General features: G+C 39.0%; 21 protein-coding genes. 16 read left to right on the forward strand and 5 right to left on the reverse strand.

The genetic code is table 11. From position 1 onward, the window contains the following. Nucleotides 1–15: 15 nt before the first annotated feature. From gldL to gldN, 3 genes are read left to right on the forward strand one after another with little or no spacing between them, the layout of a single operon-like run. On the forward strand, nt 16–822 hold the full coding sequence (gene gldL, locus HDE68_RS08445) for a gliding motility protein GldL (RefSeq protein WP_183880891.1): 807 nt from the start codon (nt 16–18) through the stop codon (nt 820–822). Nucleotides 823–866: 44 nt separating this feature from the next. Then, a complete protein-coding gene (gene gldM, locus HDE68_RS08450; protein ID WP_183880893.1) occupies nt 867–2,405 on the forward strand; it encodes a gliding motility protein GldM in 1,539 nt (512 codons plus the stop codon). A gap of 7 nt (nt 2,406–2,412) precedes the next feature. Further along, nucleotides 2,413–3,519: a gliding motility protein GldN gene (gldN, locus tag HDE68_RS08455; RefSeq protein WP_183880894.1), complete on the forward strand. Its 1,107-nt coding sequence runs from the start codon at nt 2,413–2,415 to the stop codon at nt 3,517–3,519. Nucleotides 3,520–3,607: 88 nt separating this feature from the next. Here the strand turns inward: gldN and uvrC are convergent, their stop codons facing one another. From uvrC to HDE68_RS08470, 3 genes are read right to left on the reverse strand one after another with little or no spacing between them, the layout of a single operon-like run. Next, the gene (gene uvrC / locus HDE68_RS08460) at nt 3,608–5,413 is read right to left on the reverse strand and encodes an excinuclease ABC subunit UvrC (RefSeq protein ID WP_183880896.1); all 1,806 of its coding nucleotides are present in this window, start codon (nt 5,411–5,413) and stop codon (nt 3,608–3,610) included. Then, nucleotides 5,414–7,639: a penicillin-binding protein 1A gene (locus HDE68_RS08465; RefSeq protein WP_183880898.1), complete on the reverse strand. Its 2,226-nt coding sequence runs from the start codon at nt 7,637–7,639 to the stop codon at nt 5,414–5,416. A gap of 2 nt (nt 7,640–7,641) precedes the next feature. After that, entirely contained in the window at nt 7,642–10,647 is a 3,006-nt protein-coding gene (locus HDE68_RS08470) for a tetratricopeptide repeat protein (protein WP_183880900.1), read from the reverse strand. Nucleotides 10,648–10,720: 73 nt separating this feature from the next. On the opposite strand from HDE68_RS08470, the gene HDE68_RS08475 reads away from it, so the two are divergent. From HDE68_RS08475 to HDE68_RS08520, 10 genes are all read left to right on the forward strand, one after another. Further along, nucleotides 10,721–10,939: an AtpZ/AtpI family protein gene (locus HDE68_RS08475; RefSeq protein ID WP_183880902.1), complete on the forward strand. Its 219-nt coding sequence runs from the start codon at nt 10,721–10,723 to the stop codon at nt 10,937–10,939. 49 nt (nt 10,940–10,988) lie between these two features. Then, nucleotides 10,989–11,378, forward strand: coding sequence for a hypothetical protein (locus HDE68_RS08480; RefSeq protein ID WP_183880904.1), 390 nt, complete (start codon nt 10,989–10,991; stop codon nt 11,376–11,378). Nucleotides 11,379–11,392: 14 nt separating this feature from the next. Continuing rightward, nucleotides 11,393–12,523, forward strand: a complete 1,131-nt coding sequence (gene atpB / locus HDE68_RS08485) for a F0F1 ATP synthase subunit A (protein WP_183880906.1) — start codon at nt 11,393–11,395, stop codon at nt 12,521–12,523. Between the two features lie 37 nt (nt 12,524–12,560). Further along, complete coding sequence (atpE, locus tag HDE68_RS08490) at nt 12,561–12,767, forward strand: ATP synthase F0 subunit C (RefSeq protein WP_041879754.1); 207 nt, start codon at nt 12,561–12,563, stop codon at nt 12,765–12,767. An 82-nt stretch (nt 12,768–12,849) separates the two neighbouring features. After that, entirely contained in the window at nt 12,850–13,344 is a 495-nt protein-coding gene (gene atpF, locus HDE68_RS08495; RefSeq protein WP_183880908.1) for a F0F1 ATP synthase subunit B, read from the forward strand. Between the two features lie 25 nt (nt 13,345–13,369). Beyond that, nucleotides 13,370–13,918 carry an ATP synthase F1 subunit delta gene (atpH, locus tag HDE68_RS08500; RefSeq protein WP_183880909.1) on the forward strand — a complete coding sequence of 183 codons (549 nt, stop codon included), beginning with the start codon at nt 13,370–13,372 and terminating at the stop codon, nt 13,916–13,918. A 45-nt stretch (nt 13,919–13,963) separates the two neighbouring features. Next, nucleotides 13,964–15,538 carry a F0F1 ATP synthase subunit alpha gene (gene atpA / locus HDE68_RS08505; protein WP_183880910.1) on the forward strand — a complete coding sequence of 525 codons (1,575 nt, stop codon included), beginning with the start codon at nt 13,964–13,966 and terminating at the stop codon, nt 15,536–15,538. A gap of 56 nt (nt 15,539–15,594) precedes the next feature. After that, a complete protein-coding gene (gene atpG, locus HDE68_RS08510; protein WP_183880911.1) occupies nt 15,595–16,476 on the forward strand; it encodes an ATP synthase F1 subunit gamma in 882 nt (293 codons plus the stop codon). Nucleotides 16,477–16,589: 113 nt separating this feature from the next. After that, complete coding sequence (locus HDE68_RS08515; protein WP_183880912.1) at nt 16,590–17,375, forward strand: 5'-nucleotidase, lipoprotein e(P4) family; 786 nt, start codon at nt 16,590–16,592, stop codon at nt 17,373–17,375. Nucleotides 17,376–17,512: 137 nt separating this feature from the next. Continuing rightward, on the forward strand, nt 17,513–17,728 hold the full coding sequence (locus tag HDE68_RS08520) for a hypothetical protein (RefSeq protein ID WP_084359345.1): 216 nt from the start codon (nt 17,513–17,515) through the stop codon (nt 17,726–17,728). A 105-nt stretch (nt 17,729–17,833) separates the two neighbouring features. Here the strand turns inward: HDE68_RS08520 and HDE68_RS08525 are convergent, their stop codons facing one another. Then, entirely contained in the window at nt 17,834–18,478 is a 645-nt protein-coding gene (locus tag HDE68_RS08525) for an FkbM family methyltransferase (protein WP_183880913.1), read from the reverse strand. A 31-nt stretch (nt 18,479–18,509) separates the two neighbouring features. After that, nucleotides 18,510–19,073, reverse strand: coding sequence for a crossover junction endodeoxyribonuclease RuvC (ruvC, locus tag HDE68_RS08530; protein ID WP_183880914.1), 564 nt, complete (start codon nt 19,071–19,073; stop codon nt 18,510–18,512). 45 nt (nt 19,074–19,118) lie between these two features. Between ruvC and HDE68_RS08535 the strand changes: the two genes are divergently transcribed. Genes HDE68_RS08535 through HDE68_RS08545 form a run of 3 tightly spaced genes read left to right on the forward strand, consistent with a single transcriptional unit; the run spans nt 19,119 to nt 22,319 of the window. After that, the gene (locus tag HDE68_RS08535; RefSeq protein ID WP_183880916.1) at nt 19,119–20,096 is read left to right on the forward strand and encodes a lysylphosphatidylglycerol synthase domain-containing protein; all 978 of its coding nucleotides are present in this window, start codon (nt 19,119–19,121) and stop codon (nt 20,094–20,096) included. Then, nucleotides 20,074–21,210 (forward strand): glycosyltransferase family 2 protein, encoded by a 1,137-nt coding sequence (locus HDE68_RS08540; RefSeq protein WP_183880918.1) that lies wholly within the window; start codon nt 20,074–20,076, stop codon nt 21,208–21,210. Before HDE68_RS08535 ends, HDE68_RS08540 begins: the two co-directional genes overlap by 23 nt. After that, nucleotides 21,210–22,319, forward strand: a complete 1,110-nt coding sequence (locus HDE68_RS08545) for an ABC transporter permease (RefSeq protein ID WP_183880920.1) — start codon at nt 21,210–21,212, stop codon at nt 22,317–22,319. Before HDE68_RS08540 ends, HDE68_RS08545 begins: the two co-directional genes overlap by 1 nt. Nucleotides 22,320–22,326: the final 7 nt, after the last annotated feature.

A 22,326-nucleotide genomic window follows, 5' to 3' on the forward strand; every position in this document is an offset into this window, starting at 1 on the left:
TCTATCTTTAGGAATATGGCAGCTAAAAAGAATTCTAACTGGTTACACTCAGCAATCTCATGGGGTGCGAGTATCGTAATTTTGGGGGCATTATGTAAAATCCTTCACATTGGAGGTATCTGGGGGAGTTATGCAATTGGTATAGGTTTAGGTGTTGAGGCAGCTTTATTCTTTATCACCGGATTTTTTCCGCCAGAGCCAGAATTAGCATGGGAAAGAGTATATCCGGAATTAAGAGAAGATTTTAAAGGTGAACTACCTGTAGCTACCGCAAGACCGGTTGCTGCGGCAGGACCTTCTTCTACAGCAGCGCTGGATAAAATGCTGGGCGATGCTAAAATCGGCCCTGAATTAATTGAAAGCCTGGGTAACGGTTTGCGTAGTTTTGGGACTCAGGTGGCTAACCTGTCGACAGTTTCTGATGCAGCAGTTGCAACGAATGACTTTGCAGGAAAAGTAAAACAAGCTTCTGCAGGTTTTGATCAGTTGAACGGTGCTTTCAGTAAAGCAACTTCACAATTGGTAGAACTGGGTGAGAGTGGTACGGCTTCTAAAGCTTACCATGAGCAGGTAAATAACCTGTCTAAAAATTTATCTGCATTAAATGCAGTTTATGAATTGGAATTACAGGATTCTACTTCACACCTTAAATCAATGAACAAATTCTATCAGAACCTTTCTGATACAATGGGTAACTTCAATGAGTCAATCGATGATTCTAAACAATTTAAGGAAGAAGTTGGTAAACTGGCTAAAAACCTGTCTTCGCTGAATGCTATTTATGGCAACATGCTGACAGCGATGAACCAGCCACGTCCATAAATCAGGTAATCAATTTATTTAATCACCACAGAGAACCATAACTAATGGCCGGAGGAAAAGAAACAACGAGGCAGAAGATGATCAATATCATGTATTTGGTATTGTTAGCTATGCTTGCGTTAAACGTATCTGATACTATACTGAATGCCTTTAAGAATATCAATGATAGTCTTGATTCGTCAAGGACGAATGTGAGCACGAGCATTGATCAGTTGTTCGCTTCATTTCAGAATACAAAACTTAAAGAAGAACCTGCAAGGGCACAGCCGATTTGGGAAAAAGCCAATCTGGCAAAAAAATATGCTGATGACCTGAATAGTTATATTCAGCAATTGAAACAGCAATTCAATACTGCAGGAGGGGGCATAGACCCTGAAACAGGTGATTTGAAAGAAAGAGGAAATCAGGATATCGCACAGGGCATTATGATTAATGCTAAAGAAGGCGAGAAGCTGAAAGCTAAAATCAATGATACCCGTGAAAAACTAATTTCATTATTAGAGAAAGATGACCGGGCACATGTTTCGTTTTCTTTGGATGCAAAAGATCCGGAGAAAAGTGTAGAGGGTAAAAAGAAATGGGAAGACATTAACTTTGGTGAGGGTACTCCTTTAACAGCTGCAAATACAGTATTGACTAAAATTCAGTCAGACACAAGAAATGCTGAGGCTGAAGTTGTTAAGAAATTATTCGGGAACATGGATAAGGCAATGGTAAATCTTGACCATTTTGAAGCCGTAGTTGTTGCACCAACTTCTTATGTTGTACAGGGGCAGCCTTATACTGCAGAGATATTTTTAACAGCTAGTGATACCAGGTCAAGTGCTGATATTTCTGTTGGCGGTAACAAATTACCAACTAAAAATGGTAAAGGAACATATACAGGTAGTACAGGTGCTGTGGGTGTGTTTAAATGGGCGGGGTCAATTCGTGTTAAACAAACAGACGGAACATTTAAGGAATATCCAACACCAACACAAACTTACCAGGTTGCAAAGCCATCGGCTACTGTCTCTCCTGATAAGATGAACGTAATCTATGCAGGAATTCCAAACCCGTTCTCTGTTTCGGCGGCTGGTTTCCCACTAGAAAGTGTAAAAGCAAGTATTTCGGGTGGCTCAATGAGCGGTTCAAATGGTAAATATAATGTCAGTGTTGGCGGCGATCAGATTGGTAAAGTGGTAAACATTACTGTTACAGCCAGCAACGCTGGTAAAACACTTAACCTGGGCTCGCAACAATTCAGGGTAAAGGCATTACCTACGCCAAAGGCCTTTATTAAAGGTAAATCTGGTGGAAATGTGGAACTGGAATGGTTATCAAGAGCTAACGTGATCGAAACTGAGCTGGATGATTTCGTATTTGATATTAAATATAAGGTCATCAGGTTTAACGCTACTTTTATTAATCCAAGATCGGATGCTGTGAACATTCCTAATAATGGTGGTTCTTTCAGCGGACAGATTAAAGGAGCCTTGAATTCAATCAAGCCAGGTGCAACTGTTATCTTTAAGGATATTATTGCTGAAGGACCTGATGGCAGACAAAAGAATTTAGATGGTATTACATTTACAGCTAAATAGAATCAAGATGAAAAATTTTTTATACCTGATCATCCTGTTGTTTCTGGGAACCGCATCTTTCGCGCAGAACAAACCTGTAAAACCAATTGTAAGTCAGCGTCCAAAAGTTAAACCAGTTAAAACTGCTGATACGCCTCCACTAACACCAGTTGCAGATCAGCCTGTTACACCAGCTGTACAGCAGGCCGTTAGTCCGGTGTCGGAAGCCGTTACGCCAGTGAATAACCCAAGGGCTACTAACCCTGTTGTCAATACTCCTGCTGTGAATTCAGTGGTGGCAAATTCACCTGTTGCAACATCAGCAGCTGCAGTTGCTGCTCCGCTGGTTAAAAAACCAAAAATTAAAACCCCGCCAAAAGATGGCTTTTTTGCCAGAAAAGACGTGGATAGCAGTGTAATGGTTCCTTATGCTGATGTAAGAGAAGAAGATGTATTTTATTCTAAGCGTATATGGAGAGAAATCGACTTGCGTGATACGATTAATTCAGTTTTAAATACAGAAAACGCGAAACTGATCGAGATTTTACTGGAAGCGATAGGAAATGAAGAGCTAACGGCTTATTCACCTAAAGATACCACTTCGGGGAAGCTGCTTGAGGATAATGACTCTTTCAAAATCGCTTTAACTTCGGCCGAGGCATTGAGAAATGCAAGAGGAACTTCTGAGGGGGAAGCTGATGCGAAAGGTAAAATCGGCGAACCTGTTCTGAAACGTTTAAGGGCGGACGAGTTTTTGAAATACAGAATTAAAGAAGATTGGATACTTGATGTTAAAAGATCTGTATTTGAACCCCGTATTGTTGGTTTAGCGCCATTAAAAATGGTTGAAGGGAATTGGCAGCCAGTATTCTGGATCTATTACGATGAGGCCAGAACTTTGCTAAGCAAAAAGAAATTGCAGGACCCGGCAAATGATGCTTCGGTATTAACCTTTGATGATTTCTTTGTCAGACGTTTGTTCTCCAGTAATATTGTGAAAGAAACTAACCCGGCAAATAAAACTATAGTGGAGATTCTGAATCAGACAGATCCTAAAGATCCAAGAAAATTATATGAATCTGAACGGATCAAAAAAGGTATGGCAGACTATGAACAGAGTTTGTGGGAATACTAAACCCTGATTTGTTACCATAAAGCATTAAAAAGAAAAAGCTGCTATCCTCCTGTGTGAGATAGCAGCTTTTTCTTTTTAATGCCGTTTTTTAAATGTCTTTTGGACTAAAGTGGGTAAGCAGGGTTTTAACCTGAGACTTGTTCAATACCTTTTCCAGTTCAGCTTCGGTTGCTTCTCTGATCTTTTTAACCGATTTGAACTGACGTAAAAGTTTATCGGCAGTAGTTTTACCAATACCAGGAATATCTTCCAGTTCTGTTTTTAAAGTGCCCTGATCTCTTTTCTTTCTGTGGAAAGTAATCCCAAAACGGTGAGCCTCATCACGGAGCTGCTGAATAACCTTGAGTGTCTCTGATTTCTTATCCAGGTGAAGCGGGTAGCTGTCACCAGGGTAATATAATTCTTCCAGTCTTTTGGCAATACCGATAACCGTGACTTTATGTTCTATCCCGAGTTTTTTTAAACTGCTTACTGCAGACGATAGCTGGCCTTTACCGCCGTCAATGATGATTAGTTGAGGTAGTGACTCCTCTTCTTCTAACATGCGCTTATATCGCCTGTAAACAGCTTCTTCCATCGTCGCAAAATCATTTGGGCCTTCCACAGTTTTTACGTTAAAGTGTCTGTAATCTTTTTTAGAGGGTTTAGCATCTTTAAAGACTACAATTGCCGAAACAGGATATGCGCCCTGGAAGTTAGAGTTATCGAAACATTCAATATGGACAGGCATTTGAGTAAGCATCAGGTCTTTCTGCATTTGTGTTAAAATGCGTTCAGATCTTAAGTCAGGATTTAGTTTTTCGTACTGATTCAGCTTTTCACGTCTAAAGAACAATACATTTTTATGGGAAAGTTCCAGCAGGTTTTTCTTTTCACCAAGCTTGGGAACTGTAAATTTTAAATTTTCATCTTTCAGTCTGATATCAAAAGGAACGATGATTTCTTTGGACGTACTGCTGAATTTTGTCCTGAATTCTGTAATGGCCAGTGTGAGCAGTTCTTCATCAGATTCATCCAGTCGCTTTTTAATTTCTATCGTCTGGGTCTGAATGATACTGCCATTCATAATTTTAAGATAATTCACAAAAGCATAACGCTCATCAGATGCAATACTAACCACATCAACATTGGTAATCGAGCTATTGACTACTGTCGATTTACTCTGATATTTTTCTAAGACAAGCAATTTTTTCTGATACAGATGAGCATATTCAAAATTCAGTTCATCGACTGCTTTTTTGATAATCTGTTTCACATCTTTGATTACATTGCCGATTTTACCATTCAGAATATCCTTGATCTCTTCTATATTATGCTCATAGTCGGTATCTGACTGATAAGCCTGGCAAGGGCCTTTGCAATTGCCGATCTGGTACTCCAGACAGACCTTAAATTTTCCGGCATTGATGTTTTCTTCGCTGAGTGGAAGATTACAGGTGCGCAGCGGATAAGTCTCTTTAATCAGGTCGAGGATGGTGTGCATCATTCCTACAGAGGCATAAGGCCCAAAATAAGTAGATCCGTCCTTAACCATTTTTCTGGTCCAGTACAAGCGCGGGAAAGGTTCTTTTTTGATAATAATCCATGGATAGGTCTTATCATCTTTCAGCATGATATTATACTTGGGCTGATGCTTTTTAATCAGGCTGTTTTCCAGGAGCCAGGCATCAATTTCCGTATCAACAATGGTAAAGGTAATCTTGCGGATTTTGGAAACCAATACCCTCGTTTTACCATTCATCTGATTATCATTATTGAAATAAGAACCGACCCGGTTTCTTAAATCTTTCGCCTTGCCGATATAAATAAGCGTATCCTCCTGATCCCAGTATTGATAAACACCGGGTTTATGAGGTATATCGGCCAATGCCTTTTTGTAATCAAAAATGCTCATTTAAAAACCCAGCTTCTTATCCAGTTCTGTTGTATCGGTTTGTTGCTGCTGATACTGGTTACAATCGTAAGTGATAGATACTCCGCTTTTTGGTACTTCGAAATCTCCTTTACCTACTTTTAATTTAGGATTAGCATATACTTTCTTCAAAAATCCACCAAAAATAGGCATAGCTGTTTTAGAACCCTCACCTTCTCTGGTGCTGATAAAGTGAAATGCACGGTCTTCGCAACCTGTCCATACACCCGCAACAAGATCGGGGGTAATCCCTACAAACCAACCATCTGAGTTGTTCTGCGTTGTTCCGGTTTTACCGCCAATAGGGTTTTTAAGACCGTATTTGCTGATCAGTCCATAACCATAACCGGTTTTAACCACACCTTCGAGCATACGTGTCATCACATAAGCAACATCTTCGTTCATTGCAGGGTGTTTCTGTGGGGTTTGAGAGAATAGGACCACTCCGTTTTTATCTTCAATTCTTAAGATATAAGTAGGTTGTGTCCAGACCCCTTTATTGGCAAATACGCTGTATGCACCAACCATATCAAAAACCGAGGCATCAAAAGAGCCCAGTGCAATGGAAGGATAAGCTGGTACATTCGAAGTAATACCCATATTTTTTGCCAGTGTTGCCACGGCAGTTGGACCTACCTGTTTCATTAAATAGGCCGCAATATAATTCTGAGAAAAGGCCAGTGCTTTTTGTAAAGTAATATAACCTGGTAAAGTACCGCCCGATTTTGGTGTCCATGGTGCACTTCCCGGAACTTCGATCGTAACTGGTTCGTTTAAGACCTGGTAACACGGAGAATAGCCATTTTCAATAGCTACAGAATAAGTGAAAGGCTTAGCTGTTGAACCCACCTGTCTTGTTCCCATTTTTACCTGGTCGTATTTAAAATGTTCGTAATTGATACCGCCAACCCATGCTTTAACATAGCCTGTTTTCGGGTCCATCGCCATCATGGCATTTCTTAACAGCAATTTATAATACTTCACAGAGTCGATCGGTTTCATCAGGGTATCCAGATTTCCTTTCCAGGTGAAAATACTCATCTCGGCAGGGGTATTAAAATCCGTTTTGATTTCTGCTTCTGACTTCCCTTCCAGCTGCAGGGCCTTATAACGGTCAGATCTTTTAATTCCCTGCTCAATCTGCATCTCTTTATCCTTGAAAGGGTTTTTGCCTTTCCAGCCTTTAATAAACTGCGCCTGCAGAACTTTCATCGCCTCTTTCTGAGCTTCCTCAGCATAGACCTGCATATCGTAATTGATCGTCGTAATTACTTTTAAACCGTCTCTGTCCAGATCGTATGGTGTACCATCTGCTTTTAAAATAGAGCGTTCCTGGAAAATTTTCTTGATATCACTTTTTAGTACGGCTCTGAAATAAGGGGCTATCCCGTCATTTACAGTTGCAGCACTGAATTTAAGAGCTAATGGTTTTGCTTTTTCTTCTTCGTATTGCTGTTGTGTCAAAAGATCTTCTTTCACCATATTTGACATCACCGTATTACGGCGGGCTAATGATCTTTCCGGGTTACGGGTAGGAGAGTAGCGGGTAATACCTTTTTGCAGTCCGACCAATGTTGCCGCCTGAGCTACAGTCAGCTGATCGGGAGTGGTATTGAAATAAACCCTTGCTGCAGATTTAATTCCATAAGCCTGGTTTCCAAAATCTACGGTGTTTAAATACATCGTGATGATTTCTTCTTTGGTAAAGTTACGTTCCAGTTTTACGGCAACAATCCATTCCTGGAATTTTTGCATCAGACGTTTAAAGAAATTACGCTGACGGCCTTCTTCAGAGAAAAGGTTCAGTGCTAATTGCTGTGTAATGGTACTGGCACCTTGTTTTTTACCAACCAGGTTATAAAATATAATGGTAAATGTACGTTTGAAATCGATACCTGAATGCTCTTTAAACCTGGTGTCTTCTGTAGAGATCAGGGCATTGATTACATTCGGGGAAATCTCAGGATAGGTTACATTAGAGCGGTTTTGTACAAAATAAGTACCTAAAACCCTTTTGTCTTCTGTTAGGATTTCAGTAGCCTGATTGCTCTTCGGGTGCTCAATATCTCTGAAAGACGGTAATGTTCCAAATAGCCCGAAGCCGATTGCAACAATAAAGATTGCAAACAGGATCACAGCTCCTATCAATAACTTCCAGAGCGTAATGTTATAACTTTTTATCTCTGCAGCCGAAATATTTTTGGTCATTTTTAGTAATTGTTTTTGTAGAAATCTAAATACTTAGTTACCAACTCCTTGTTCCGGAGCTTTTCGAAATTCTCCTTACTGATAATGAAGCTGCTGTAAATACCAGCAGGCACTTTCATAATCTGTTTTAATTGAGGAGTTATTCCGTCAGCGTAACTTTTTGCTTCTGCAAAACTAAGAAAGTTCCCAACATATATCAGTTGGTCATTGTCAAATTCTGTTAATTGATGTTTCAAACCAGCTCCGGGGAAGTTTCCGCGGTTAAACTGCCCGATACCAAAACGTGAAGAGCTTAGGGTTAAGCTGGCATCTGCAACATCGACCACAAAATAATAGACTTTAGAAATATCTGTACTGAATATTTTGTCTTTGACCGGAGCCGGTACAGGTGACTCTGCTAATTTTACAGGAGCAGTTGGACTTGTGACAGGCATTGTAATGGCTGGAACTGGTGTTTCAATTACTGGTTTTGTTTCAGCAACGGCAGTAGTGACAACAGGGGTAACCGGATCAGTTACGGGTTTATTGACAGGGTTAACAGGTGTTTCTTTGACGATTGCTTCCTGGGTTATTGCTGGCTGCACTACTGGTTGAATAACCGGTTTGGTCACTGGCTGTTGAACAACAGCAACTGGTTTCTCTTTTGCCGGCTGTACAATCGGCTGAAGATCTGGCTGCGCAGCAACCGGAACAATTTTCTCTGCCACTGGTGCAGAAGTAAAGAAACGGGGCTCGGCCGGATCAAAATCTGGTAAGGCAACTCTTCTTTTACGGAATTCATCCTGGTGAGTGGCAATATAAGCCAGGTGATCTTTGACTAAGGGCACAATTAATTTATCATCCGGATAAGTGCTGGTGATCGATTTAAAAGCAGCAGTTAAACTATCAATAGACTGTGTTCTTCCTATAGCTATTGCGCGCAGATAACTGAGTTGCGGGTTAATCAGGGCAGCAGGAGATTGGCGGATCGTTGAGTTAACTTCTGTAATTACCGACGGGAATGCTTTGCCTTCATAAAGCTCAAATACCTGGTTATATTTCTTAATACCTGCTGCTTCAAGATCTGATTGTTTCATAGAGTAATCAGGATCAAGAAGGGTTTTTGCATATATGCTTGCGGGAAACTTCTCCAATACCAGTGCTTTATATTTGGCTGCACTTGCAGGATCTGATTTTTTAGAGGCCAGGTATAAACTATAGTAAATAGAACCCAGGTGATTATTATCCGGGAACCGGCTTAGTATTAATTGATAAATACGGATAGCCTCCGGCTGATCATCCAGTTCCTGCTGATAAAAGCTTGCAATTTCATAATAAGCATCAATGATTTTGCCATTTGAAGCAGCCACAGCATCCGGGGTTAGCGGGATAGCGGCCAAATAATGTTTTCCGGTAGTGTCTTTGTCAGCTATTAATTTTTCAGCTCCGATCTTATCCGTCGGATAACCGTCGTTTTCTACTTTAGCAATACTTTCACTCGTGGTTTGTGAAGATGATTTGATACTTTGGCGCCAGTTATCTTCTAGTTTTCTATTGCCCCATTTGGTCTGGAAATCACTAAGGCCCCTGCTTAATGCAGCTGCGTTACTGAAATAAAATGAACTTGCTGTCTGTGCTGCTCCACCAAGGCTATTACGTCTTTGTGCATCTGGAAAAAGGTCATTTCTAAAAGCTCCTGAATTGGTTGCCACAGGGGTTACTTTAATCGCTGTCAGTTTTTTGATTTTGGCCAGACGGCCTGCTTCGGGTAATTTGGCGAGCATTTGCAAAGTATCCTGGAAAGCGATTACAGCATATCTGTCGGTAATATATTCCAGGTTCTGGCTTTTCTTTAAGATTTGTGCATATCCGGGATAGTTTTTAGGCAGTGTATTAACCGTACTGTCATAGTATGATTTTGCTTTCAGGAAGTCTTTATGTTTATTGAAATTTAGATCTGCCATCCTCAGATAAGACAACCCTTTCTGATAGTTATTCTTTGTACTGTTCCGTATTGATAACTTATAGTATTTTTCTGCTTCGGGGATATTATCTTCTTCTGCATAATCTTCTGCAATCTGATAATAAATCTGATCATGATAGTCCAGGTTTTTATCATCTTTCAACAGCGCAAGCAATTGCTTTTTGCGGTTTAAATGTTCTCCATTTAATATACCGGTAATTTTGATCCTGTTCAGATTGGCATTAAAATATAACTCAAAACCGGCATTGCTTTTTTGTACTTTGGTATAAAGCGCTAATGCCTGCTGATATTTTTTCTGTCTTTCATAGAGCTGGGCAAGTATATAAGTCCAGCGGATACGGTTACGGTGAAGCTGACTTTCTTTCACTGCATTTTCCAGTATAGGAATAGCATCATTATATCTGTTCTGATAAATATAAGACTGGGCAATGGTCGCCATAGGCTCAGACCGCTTTTTTTTGATCAGGGCCAGGTTATCATAAACAGTATCAAGGATAATCGCAGCATCGTCCATATTATTGAGCTGCATCAGGCTTCTTGCTTTCCAGTTCTGTGCAGTAACCAGCACATTCATATCTTTAGTATATGTTTTTGCTGTATAGTCGAAATATTCTTCAGCAATAAAATAGTTAGTTTTAAGATAATAGGCTTTACCCAGTAACAGATAGGCATCGTCTATATAATTGCTAAAAGCTTTGTCTGCGATAATTGCCCTTGATTTTTTGACGATAGCATCCAGTGCCCTGTCATTGGCAGGAGGATGAAGGACGGTTTCCGAACTGAATTTCTCCGGATCGGTATATACCGGTAAAACATCACTATAATTGTCTATATATGAATTATATGACTCTTCTTCATAATTATTGAGTATAACATTGGCATTATAGATATAGTTATAACGCGCAGTTAAATTTTGCATTGCCCTGCTCGTTGCCGTATCTTTAGGGGTACTGCAAGCCACTAAGAAAGAGCTTCCCAGGAAGAATAATAACAGTTTCAAATCGGAGCGTCTGAGATTCTTCAAATAAGTGGTTTGAGTCAACATTTAAAATATGTTAGAATGTATGCAAAAATATTTTATTCATCAATATTTCTATGCAAATTATTAATTTTTTACTATGAGCGATCCACAGAAGGATAAAAAAGCAACAAATTTTATAAAGTATACTGGAATTGGCTTTCAGATGCTGGCCACTATTGGTGTATTTGCCTTTGTGGGATATAAAATTGATAATTATAGAAATAGTGAAAAGCTGATTTTTACTGCATTGCTTGGTCTTTCTGGTGTGGTCATTTCACTTTATCAGGTTATCAGACAACTGAATAGTAAAGAGTAGCAGTTATATTCTCTGTTAATTTTAATACTTTTGTCAAAAAAAAAGTATTTTGAGTATTTTAAAGTTTACGTTGTACTATCTCATCTATTCGCTGCTCCTTGCCGGGGTAGCTTTTGCCTTACCTGTATTATTTCCAAAAGTTCCTTTGCTTGCAAATAAGTTCTGGTTACTGTTTGGTTTTATTGGCGGGCTTACCTATATAGCTTATATAATGGCTTATCTGGGGATAAAAATGGATCCTGAGACAGGTATAATGGCTATTATGGGGTCGATTGTTTTGAAAATGATATTTTCTATGGCTTTTGTCCTGATTTACAGCCTGAACACTAAAGAAAAGGGGTTGGTTTTCGCGCTCAACTTTTTTTCTTTATATTTATTGTTCAGCTTCTTTGAAATATACTCGCTGTTATGTAACTTGCGCCACCAAAATAATAAGTAAAAATCTGCCAGTAAATGGATTGTAGCCACGTTTTTGATTTTAAAGTTAATAGGTTAACCCTTGTTTTTACGCTTTTTTTAGCGTTATTCTTTGTAACACCCCTGTTATATGCGCAGGAAGACACATCGAAAGCAACCGTAACCGCTCACGCCGAACCAGAGGCTGAGAAAAAGTTCAATTTAGGTAAGTTCGCCTTACACCACATTGCGGATTCGCATAGCTGGCATGTAATCGGTGACACTTTTATTGGCCTGCCTGTCATTTTGTATACACAAGGTGGATTGGTAAGTTTTAATTCTGATGAGTTTCATGGAGATGATGAAGCGAAATTAGTAATTGAGCGTGCCGGTCAGCGTTTTGTGAAATTGCATGAAAAGATATACTATGCTTCTGAAACTGCAAATGCAGAAGGAGAATATGTAGAGCTTGATGCAAATCATCATGCAAAAAATGCACGTCCTCTTGATTTCTCAGTAACCAAGAACGTATGTACCTTATTACTATCTGTAGTAGTGATGCTGCTGGTCTTCTTAAATGTGGCCAACGGATACAAAAAAAGAAAAGGTAAATCACCAAAAGGATTACAGTCATGGATTGAGCCTCTTATTTTATTTGTAAGAGATGATATCGCAAGACCAAACTTAGGTCACAAGTATGAGCGCTTTATGCCATACCTGCTAACTGTGTTTTTCTTTATCTGGTTTAACAATATGCTGGGTCTGATTCCTTTCCTTCCGGGAGGAGCTAACTTAACAGGAAATATCGCAGTTACTGCAGTATTGGCTGTGATCACTTTAATCATTGTAGTAACCAACGGTAATAAGTATTACTGGAAACACATTTTTACACCTGATGTACCATGGTGGTTATATGTTGTATTGGTACCGGTTGAGATCATTGGTGTATTTACAAAGCCTATCGCTCTTGCTATACGTTTATTCGCAAATATTACTGCTGGTCACATTTTAATGTTATCACTGATCGGATTGATCTTCGTGTTTAATTCTGTATATGTTTCCGTAGTATCGGTTCCATTTGCTTTATTTATCGGAGCAATCGAATTGCTTGTTGCTTTTATACAAGCGTTTATTTTTACCATGTTATCTGCGCTTTTCATTGGAATGGCGATAGAAGAACACCATTAATAGAATTTTTTAACAACAATTAATATATATAATCATGATTACAGGAAGTATTGCTGCAATTGGTGCTGGATTAGCTGCTATTGGTGCAGGTGTAGGTATCGGAAAAATCGGTAGTTCAGCTATGGAAGGTATTGCTCGTCAACCTGAAGCAGCCTCTAAAATTCAAACTGCGATGTTAATCGCTGCTGCTTTCGTTGAAGCGGTTGCTCTTTTCGCAGTAGTTGTTGCATTAATTGCCAACTAAAAAAAATGGTCATGTACTTTGCAGGATTGCTGCAAAGTACATACTGTGATTTAAGAAATAAAGATTTAATATATATACTTAGATGGAATTATTAGTACCGGAAATTGGTTTAGTTGTTTTTCAGACAATAGCATTTCTATTGTTGATGTTTGTTTTGGCCAAATTTGCATGGAAACCTGTATTAGCGGCTATTAAAGAACGTGAGCATAATATCGATGAAGCTTTAAATAAAGCTGAATTGGCGAAACAGGAAATGGTACGCTTGGCTGCACAAAACGAGGAGTCTATGAAAGAAGCCCGTGCAGAAAGAGACTTAATGCTGAAAGAAGCAAAAACGTTAAAAGATTCAATCGTTAATGAGGCTAAACATCAGGCACATACTGAAGGAGCTAAATTAATCGAAAAAGCAAGAATTGAAATTGAGAATCAAAAGAAAGCTGCATTGGCTGAATTGAAAGATCAGGTTTCATCATTATCAATTGATATCGCTGAACGCGTATTGCGCAATCAGTTAGCTGATAAAGCTAAGCAACAGGATTTTGTTGCTGGTTTATTGAAAGATATTGAATTGAACTAATTCCCTGCCCACAAATTAAATTAACATGTCAGAAAATAAAGCAGCATCAAGATACGCCAAATCATTAATTGATCTTTCTACAGAGCAAAATGCACTGGAAGAAATGAAAAATGATATGGTGCTTATTGAGCAGGTTATTGATCAAAACAGTGAGCTTGAGGCGATTCTTCAAAACCCTGTTATTACTCTGGATAAAAAATATTCGATTTTGGATGGAGTTTTCGGTAAAAGCGTTCACGCAATTACCCGTTCTTATCTGAAACTGCTTGTCAGTAAAGGTCGTGCTGCTATTTTATTTGATACTACTAAAGCATTCGTAAGACAATACAATACACTCAAAGGTATTGTAACTGCCGAAGTATTATCAGCTATAGCACTAACCGATGCAAATAAAGCAGAGATTATCAGCGTGGTTAAAAAAGAAATTGGCGCAAACCAGGTAATTATCCAGGAAAAGATCAGCGATAAATTAATCGGTGGTTTTATCTTAAAGGTTGGCGACAAACAATTTGATGCCAGTATTGCTGGTAGTCTAAATAAACTAAAAAAGGAATTGGCCCACGGCGTGGTTTAGATCCGATAACAATATACAGAATTACAAAAGAAATAATATAAAATTATGGTAGAGGTAAGACCAGACGAAGTATCGGCAATTATCAGGCAACAATTGTCGGGCTTTAAATCAGAAGCCGAACTTGAAGAAGTTGGTACCGTATTACAAGTGGGTGATGGTATTGCCCGTGTTTATGGTTTGACTAAAGTTCAATCAGGTGAGCTAGTTGAATTTGAAACAGGCTTGCAGGGTATTGTTTTGAACCTTGAAGAAGATAATGTTGGTGTGGTTTTATTAGGCCCGTCAAGCACTATTAAAGAAGGTGATACAATTAAACGTACTAAAAAAATTGCCTCTATTAAAGTTGGTGAAGGTATGTTAGGCCGTGTAGTTAATACATTAGGTGAACCTATCGACGGTAAGGGACCAATCATTGGTCAGACTTACGAAATGCCAATCGAACGTAAAGCTCCTGGTGTAATCTACCGTCAGCCAGTTAATGAGCCTCTTCAAACAGGTATCAAAGCTATTGATGCAATGATTCCTATCGGCCGTGGTCAGCGTGAGCTGGTTATTGGTGACCGTCAGACAGGTAAGAGTGCTGTTTGTATTGATACAATCATCAATCAAAAAGAATTTTATGAAGCAGGTAATCCTGTTTTATGTATATATGTTGCTTGTGGTCAGAAAGCAAGTACTGTAGCAAACGTTGTGCGTACTCTTGAAGAGAATGGTGCAATGGCTTATACAGTAGTGGTTTCGGCTTCAGCTGCAGATCCTGCTCCATTGCAGTTTTATGCTCCATTCTCTGGTGCAGCAATTGGAGAGTACTTCCGTGATACAGGTCGTCCGGCACTGATCGTTTATGATGATTTATCTAAACAGGCAGTAGCTTACCGTGAGGTATCTTTATTACTTCGTCGTCCACCGGGACGTGAGGCTTATCCTGGAGACGTATTTTATCTGCACAGCCGTTTATTAGAGCGTGCTGCTAAAATCAACTCTAACGATGAGATCGCACAAGCGATGAATGATTTACCTGAATCTCTGAAAGGTATCGTTAAAGGTGGTGGTTCATTAACTGCATTACCTATTATCGAAACTCAGGCGGGTGACGTTTCTGCTTATATCCCAACTAACGTAATTTCGATTACTGACGGACAGATCTTCTTAGAATCTAACTTATTTAACGCAGGTGTACGTCCGGCGATCAACGTAGGTATCTCGGTATCACGTGTTGGTGGTAACGCACAGATTAAATCAATGAAAAAGGTAGCTGGTACTTTGAAATTAGACCAGGCTCAATACCGTGAATTAGAGGCATTCTCTAAATTCGGATCTGATTTAGATGCAGCAACTAAATCTGTATTAGATAAAGGTTCAAGAAACGTTGAGATATTAAAGCAAGGTCAGTTCTCTCCAATGACTGTTGAGAAACAAGTTGCGATCATCTATATTGGTACTAAAAACCTGATGCGTTCAGTTCCTGTAAATAAAATCAGAGCATTTGAAGCTGAATATTTACAACAATTGGAATTACGTCACCCACAAACATTAGCTGCTTTAAAAGCTGGTAAACTGGATGATGAGATTACATCTGTATTGGAAACTGTAGCTAAAGAATTAGCAGGTAAATACTAAATAAAATAAAAGAGCCTGTTTAATTTTTAAACAGGCTTAAAGAAGATTAAAAAAGAATGGCTAATTTAAAAGAAGTAAGAATTCGTATATCATCAGTGCAGTCTACGCAGCAGATCACCAAAGCCATGAAAATGGTTTCGGCAGCTAAGCTGAAGCGTGCAACTAATGCTATTATACAGTTACGTCCGTATGCTACGAAGCTAAAAGAGATCTTAGGGAATCTTTCTGCCAACCTGGAAGGATCTTCATCACCATATATCGAAGAACGCGAGCCTAATAAGGTATTAATCGTAGTTGTATCTTCAAACCGTGGTCTGGCTGGTGCATTCAATATGAATGTAATCAAGGCAACTAATAACCTGATCTCAGAGAAATACAGTGAGCAGTATAAAAATGGTAATGTAAGTATCGTAGCTATTGGTAAGAAATCTCAGGATTTTTACGAGAAAAGAAACTACAACGTGATTGGAAATAACAATGATGTTTATGCTGCATTAACTTTTGAAAACGTAACTAAAATTACTGATTCTATCATGGCCGGATTTAAAAACGGTGAGTACGACAGAGTAGAATTAGTTTATAACCGTTTCAAGAACGCTGCTGTACAGATTTTAACTACTGAACAGTTATTGCCTTTACCACAAAACGAAAAAGCAGAAGAAACTAATCAGCATCAGGTAGATTATATTCTTGAGCCTTCACAAGAGGAAATTGTAAAAGAATTAATCCCTAAGTCAATCAAGATTCAGTTATTCAAAGCGGTATTGGATTCTCATGCTTCAGAACACGGAGCAAGGATGACTTCAATGGATAAAGCAACAGAAAACGCAGGAGACCTGTTGAAAGCATTAAAACTTTCATACAACCAGGCACGTCAGGCTGCAATTACTACAGAGCTTACAGAGATTGTAAGTGGTGCTGCAGCATTGAACGGATAATATTCCCGTTTAAGTTATAAAGGAAAGGCCGTTATCTAATGATAACGGCCTTTTTACATATAAACAACGTTTTGGGGAATTTGAATAATTAATTTTGCACAAACATTTACATCATGACAAAATTCTTTTTCCAGGTCGCATTAACTTTTCTGCTTCCTCTAGATTTAATTGCACAGACTAATCCAGCTGCCCAGGCCGCAAAAGATTATACGATTGCTGTCGCATGGCAGCAGCATTCAGGAGAATACAGAGCATTATCTTTCCAGGCCTATAACTTCGCTAAACTGTCCTTACAGGAGCGTTTAAAAGGTGCTGATGCTTCAAAACCTAATTGTGTGGTTGTTGATATAGATGAAACAGTTTTAGATAATTCTCCTTTTCAGGGACATGAGATTCAAAAGGGTTTAAGTTATGCAGCTAAAGACTGGTCGGAGTGGACTGCTAAAGCAGCAGCTGATACCGTACCTGGTGCATTAGGATTTTTAAAATATGCACAGACCCAAAATGTAGAGACATTTTATATCACTAACCGTGATCAGGCAGACTATAAAGCAACTTTATCTAACTTACAGCGTTTAGGTTTTCCTTACGCTGACGACGCGCATTTAGTGGTTAAACAGGGTACTTCTGATAAGGAACCACGCAGACAGCAGGTATTGGGGAAATACAATGTCCTGCTGCTTTGCGGTGACAACTTAAGTGATTTTTCCAATGTCTTTTACAGAGAGGGAAAAAATACAAAAGAAGAAGTAGATAAAGCGCAGCAGGAATTTGGGAATCACTTCATCGTCTTACCTAACCCGATGTATGGTGACTGGGAGAAATTATTGTATAAAGGTGAACACCTGAATGAAACACAAAGAGCTCAGCAAAGAATTGAGGGGCTGAAAAGTTATTAAGAGCGCTAAATAAGCTGAGTATTCAGACCTGAACAGCCTCTGACAGCCTTTTGAACTTAATTCAATAAATTCTTAGTTGAACATGCTTTTTTTGTTGGAATAATATTAATTTTGCAACAGAATTAAAAAATAAAAAAATGGAGCAAACGCCAAAACACAATACTAAAAGCATGCAAAATGCAAATCAAACATCAATATATAAATTATTGGTTGCGGGTATCGTTGTGAGCATGTTAGGAGTTTATTTGCGTTTCGCATTTGACTCAACTACTTTATCTCTGGTATCATGGATCGTATTATTCCTTGGTGCATTTATTTGCTGCAAAGCAGTATTCAAAATCCTAGGTTCATAATTCCAGAAAATAAAAGAAACTGATTAATTTCAAATCGCTTCTCCAAAGAAAAAGCCTTCTGCAAATAATTTGCAGAAGGCTTTTTTATGGCACAGGATTTTATAATTAAATCCCTAAACAGTTATTGCTTTTGTAAAATACAGAAGTGCGGTTGAAAGTAGTTACTCCAGGACTCATTCCTGTAAAAGGTAAATGCTTAAATCCTTTTTCTTTAAAAAAAGTAAAAGCCTCAGCATAATCCGGACGTTCAGAATTATCCAATACAATTATACCATTTTCAGTAAGAGATAATATAGATTCTTTACAGCAGTTTACACGGTCTCTGCCATCAACAATAATGATGTTAAACTTCTGTTCAGTCGTAACAGCGCTCTTAGAATAATCTCCTCCACGAACCAGTTCGCAGTAGATCATTTTTACATTAGGTAGTTTGATATTTGCATTTCTTTCAAACCAGGCTTTGTCATGTTCTACAGAGGTCACTGATTTGGCATGTTTTGCATAAAACAAGGTTGAGTTTCCACAGCCAAACTCAAATATATCATGTTGTTTACCGATTCTGTCCTTAATGAAGTCAATAAAGGAGTAAGTTACCCATGGAATTGGTTCTCCATGTTCGTCTACAGCTGATTTTGTTTCCCGGGCTTTGAACCAGCCCACATCTGCTAAGTATCCTTTAAATCCCAGGGATAATAATGTGCGTAATTTGCTGGGATTAAATAGGGTCAGTCTTGATATATTATTATCCAAAATTGTAATTGATTAAAACTCAAATGTACTATTATTTAACTCTTTTCTGATTGTCTTTTGCAAAAGCATCCCATCCTGAATAAGATTTCCCGTTGCCGCTTGTGGATACCCTCTGGAAAGAATGGCACACCGCAACTGCCAGTCCATCTGTAGCATCAAGAAACTCTGGGGTTTCTTTGAAATTCAGCAGTCTTTGCAGCATCGCGGCAACCTGTTCTTTTCCGGCGCTTCCGTTGCCCGTAATAGACTGTTTGATTTTTCTTGGTGCATATTCAGTAATCGGCACATCCCTTGACAGGGCGGCTGCCATACAGATTCCCTGCGCCCTGCCTAGTTTAAGCATCACCTGTATGTTTTTTCCGTAAAACGGAGCCTCTAATGCCATCACATCTGGTTTATATTGTTCTACCAGGCCAACTGTTTTGGCAAAAATGCGCTGGAGCTTTAAAAAATGATCATCCAAATGATTCATCTTGACTATGCCCATTGCAATCAGTTCTATTTTGCTCCCCTTCTCTAAGATTACACCATAACCCATCACGGCAGTTCCCGGGTCGATACCCATGATTACCCTCTCCTTTTTTTTAGCCAACATAGAACAATATTAAGCATATTTGCACAATATAAAAGAAACGATAATTTGAGATCTGAATATAAACGTATATTTTCCTATGCTATTAAAGTAACAATTGTTGCTTTTGCATTCTGGTTCATCTATCATAAACTTACCTCCAACCAGAACCTTGAAAAATTCAGGGATATCATATCCACCATCCCGCGCATAGAAATTACTGCGGTAATTTCATTGGTTCTTTTACTTATGCTGGTCAACTGGGGGCTTGAAGCACTCAAATGGAAGCGGTTACTCCGGCAAATTGAAAAATTAAGCGTATGGCAATCCATTGAATCTGTCTTTTGCGGTTTAACACTGGCTATTTTTACACCAAACAGATTAGGTGAATATGGCGGGAGGGTGTTTTTCCTTTCCCCTAAACGCAGAATTATAGGAGTAGTGGCTATGGCAGTGGGGAATATCGGACAGATGGTACTGACCAATATTTTCGGTGCGATAGCTTTATGTATCTTCTTACTTCGTTTTCTTGATCTGGATTACCGGCTTAACTATGCAATTATAGTCCTGGCTGCCATGTTCTGCCTGTTTTTCCTGATTTTCTTTTTCAATATCCGCTGGTTAAACGGACTATTGCTTTCGATGCGTTTTACCAGGAAGTACAAGAAGTTTTATAGTATTCTTGGACGTTACCATAAGAAAGAGCTTTTTCAGATACTTATGTTTTGCCTGGCGCGTTATGTTGTATTCAGTACGCAGTACTTTATTATGTTTTACTGGCTGATTGCCGATATTCATTACCTCGACATACTAATGATGGTTTGTATCCTGTTTTTTGTACAATCGACCTTACCATCTCTTGATTTATTTGATATTGGGATAAGAAGTGCAACTGCGTCTTATTTTTTTAGCTTTGTAACCAAACAGGATGTCGCTGTGATTGCATGTACGGCAAGTATCTGGCTGATAAATATTATTATTCCTGCTATATTAGGTTCATATTTTGTTTTTAAATTAAATTTTTTTGGAAGTCTTAAGCGTCGTTAGTTACCTGTCTGCATTTTTAACCATTATATATCTTCTTGTCGTTGCCGGATTTATCAGGGGGTGGCATAAACTGATATCATTTAAATATAAACAGACTACAGGTTCTACAGCTGTTTCGATTATCATCGCTGCCCGTAATGAAGCTGAAAACATTCACCGGACTATTGAAGCCCTGCTTGCTCAGGATTATAACAAGGCGTTGACTGAAATCATATTTATTGATGACCATTCGACAGATAATATGGCAGAAATCGTTAAATCATATACTTCATCAGGAGTAAAACTGATCTCTCTGAAAGAAAATCAGGCATTAAATTCTTATAAGAAAAAGGCTATTCAGACAGCTATCGGACAAGCTACCGGAGATCTGATTATTACCACAGATGCGGATTGCCGGATGGGAACATCATGGCTTAAAACGATCATTGCGTTTTATGAAGAGAAACAATATAAAATGATTTCATCGCCTGTGGCCTATGATGAAGAGAAAAGTTTTTTCGAAAGGGCACAATCACTGGAATTTCTTTACCTGATTGGTTTGGGAGCCTCGACAATAGGGAACAAAAAACCTTCTACCTGCAACGGCGCTAATTTAGCTTATGAAAAAGCAGCTTTTTACGAGGTAGGTGGTTTTCAGGGCATAGATGATCTGGCTTCTGGAGATGATGAATTGTTACTGCATAAAATTGCTGCCCGTTATGATAACCGCATCGGTTTTCTGAGAAATTCTGATGCAATGGTTTATACCCATGCCAAACCTAATCTGGGAGAATTTATACAGCAACGCAAACGCTGGGCTTCAAAAAGTACACGTTATAAAAATAAATCTATCATTGTACTGGGTGTATTTATCTGGTTCTTTAATGTAAGTATCCTGTTGAACCTGCTGGTTGGCCTGTTCTTTATCGGCTTCCTTAAGATTGCCCTTGTGCAATTGCTCTTAAAAATCATTGTAGAGTTTATATTCCTGATGGATGTGACTAAATTCGCTAAAAGGAGAAGCCTGATGGTATTATTACCTGTACTTAATGTGCTTCATGTCCTTTATATCATCTATATTGGTATTGCCGGTAATTCGGGTAAGTATAACTGGAAAGGCAGAATGGTTAAATAATGGAAGAAAGTGTTAGCCCCTCAAAAAGAATATGGGTCAGGTTTAAGAGAAATAAACCTGCCGTTGGGGGATTAATATTTATTCTGCTGTTATTGGTCATGGGGCTTTTAGGTTATCTGATTACACCAGATCAGACGCCAATGGCGAATACGATGCATTTGCAATTAAGCAATAAAAAGCCGGGCAGGTCATTTCAGTTTCTGGTAATCAGTTATAATCCCGATTTTAAAAAGGTCAGTTTCCTGAAAAAAATGCTATTCGGGCAGGAAGCTGAATTCAAAAGTATTCCTATTACGGATTATAGGGTTGCTGGCAGCAAATTATGGATCAAAGAATATATCGGTGATGATGAAGAGGCCGCAGAAAGCAGTATTTCGCTTCCTGCAGACCACCAGGGATATCTTAAAACCCATATTTTTCAGCAAACATTCTGGTTGGGTACAGATGGTTATGGCAGAGATCTGTTAAGCCGTTTAATTCTGGGTATCCGTGTTTCTCTTTCCGTAGGTTTAATGGCTGTACTGATCTCCATGAGTATCGGCTTAAGTCTGGGAGCTATGGCAGGCTATTTTGGTGGAATTACAGATTCGGCTGTTAGCTGGCTGATGAATGTGATCTGGTCATTACCTTCCTTATTATTGGTTATTGCGATCTCTTTTGCTTTAGGAAAAGGTTTCTGGCAGATCTTTATTGCTGTAGGTTTATCCACCTGGGTAGATGTAGCCAGATTAGTCCGTGGACAGGTGATGGCACTTAAAGAAGCTGAATTTGTAGAAGCCGCAAGAGCATTGGGTTTTCCGGCATCGCGGATACTTATGCGGCATATCCTGCCAAATATCGCAGGGCCTGTACTGGTGATCGCTTCTGCCAATTTTGCTTCCGCTATTCTGCTCGAAACAGGATTGAGTTTTCTGGGTTTTGGTGCACAGCCGCCTATGCCGGGCTGGGGTGGAATGATTAAAGAAAATTACGGATATATTGTCATGGATGCAGCCTATCTGGCTATTTTACCGGGAATGGCTATTATGTTAACCGTTTATGCCTTTAACCTGATGGCGATAGGCCTGAGCGACGCTTTTAAAGTGAAATCTCCAGGTACACTGGTTTAAAAAATTC

The organism is Pedobacter cryoconitis, assembly GCF_014200605.1.
GTDB lineage: Bacteria > Bacteroidota > Bacteroidia > Sphingobacteriales > Sphingobacteriaceae > Pedobacter > Pedobacter cryoconitis_B.

Coding starts and splice junctions, on each gene's coding strand:
- HDE68_RS08545 (WP_183880920.1), top strand. CDS start 21,210: ATGGAAGAAAGTGTTAGCCCCTCAAAAAGAATATGGGTCAGGTTTAAG.
- atpF (WP_183880908.1), top strand. CDS start 12,850: ATGGAATTATTAGTACCGGAAATTGGTTTAGTTGTTTTTCAGACAATA.
- atpH (WP_183880909.1), top strand. CDS start 13,370: ATGTCAGAAAATAAAGCAGCATCAAGATACGCCAAATCATTAATTGAT.
- gldM (WP_183880893.1), top strand. CDS start 867: ATGGCCGGAGGAAAAGAAACAACGAGGCAGAAGATGATCAATATCATG.
- atpA (WP_183880910.1), top strand. CDS start 13,964: ATGGTAGAGGTAAGACCAGACGAAGTATCGGCAATTATCAGGCAACAA.
- atpG (WP_183880911.1), top strand. CDS start 15,595: ATGGCTAATTTAAAAGAAGTAAGAATTCGTATATCATCAGTGCAGTCT.
- gldL (WP_183880891.1), top strand. CDS start 16: ATGGCAGCTAAAAAGAATTCTAACTGGTTACACTCAGCAATCTCATGG.
- HDE68_RS08515 (WP_183880912.1), top strand. CDS start 16,590: ATGACAAAATTCTTTTTCCAGGTCGCATTAACTTTTCTGCTTCCTCTA.
- atpB (WP_183880906.1), top strand. CDS start 11,393: ATGGATTGTAGCCACGTTTTTGATTTTAAAGTTAATAGGTTAACCCTT.
- HDE68_RS08470 (WP_183880900.1), bottom strand. CDS start 10,647: ATGTTGACTCAAACCACTTATTTGAAGAATCTCAGACGCTCCGATTTG.
- HDE68_RS08465 (WP_183880898.1), bottom strand. CDS start 7,639: ATGACCAAAAATATTTCGGCTGCAGAGATAAAAAGTTATAACATTACG.
- uvrC (WP_183880896.1), bottom strand. CDS start 5,413: ATGAGCATTTTTGATTACAAAAAGGCATTGGCCGATATACCTCATAAA.
- HDE68_RS08520 (WP_084359345.1), top strand. CDS start 17,513: ATGGAGCAAACGCCAAAACACAATACTAAAAGCATGCAAAATGCAAAT.
- ruvC (WP_183880914.1), bottom strand. CDS start 19,073: ATGTTGGCTAAAAAAAAGGAGAGGGTAATCATGGGTATCGACCCGGGA.
- gldN (WP_183880894.1), top strand. CDS start 2,413: ATGAAAAATTTTTTATACCTGATCATCCTGTTGTTTCTGGGAACCGCA.
- HDE68_RS08475 (WP_183880902.1), top strand. CDS start 10,721: ATGAGCGATCCACAGAAGGATAAAAAAGCAACAAATTTTATAAAGTAT.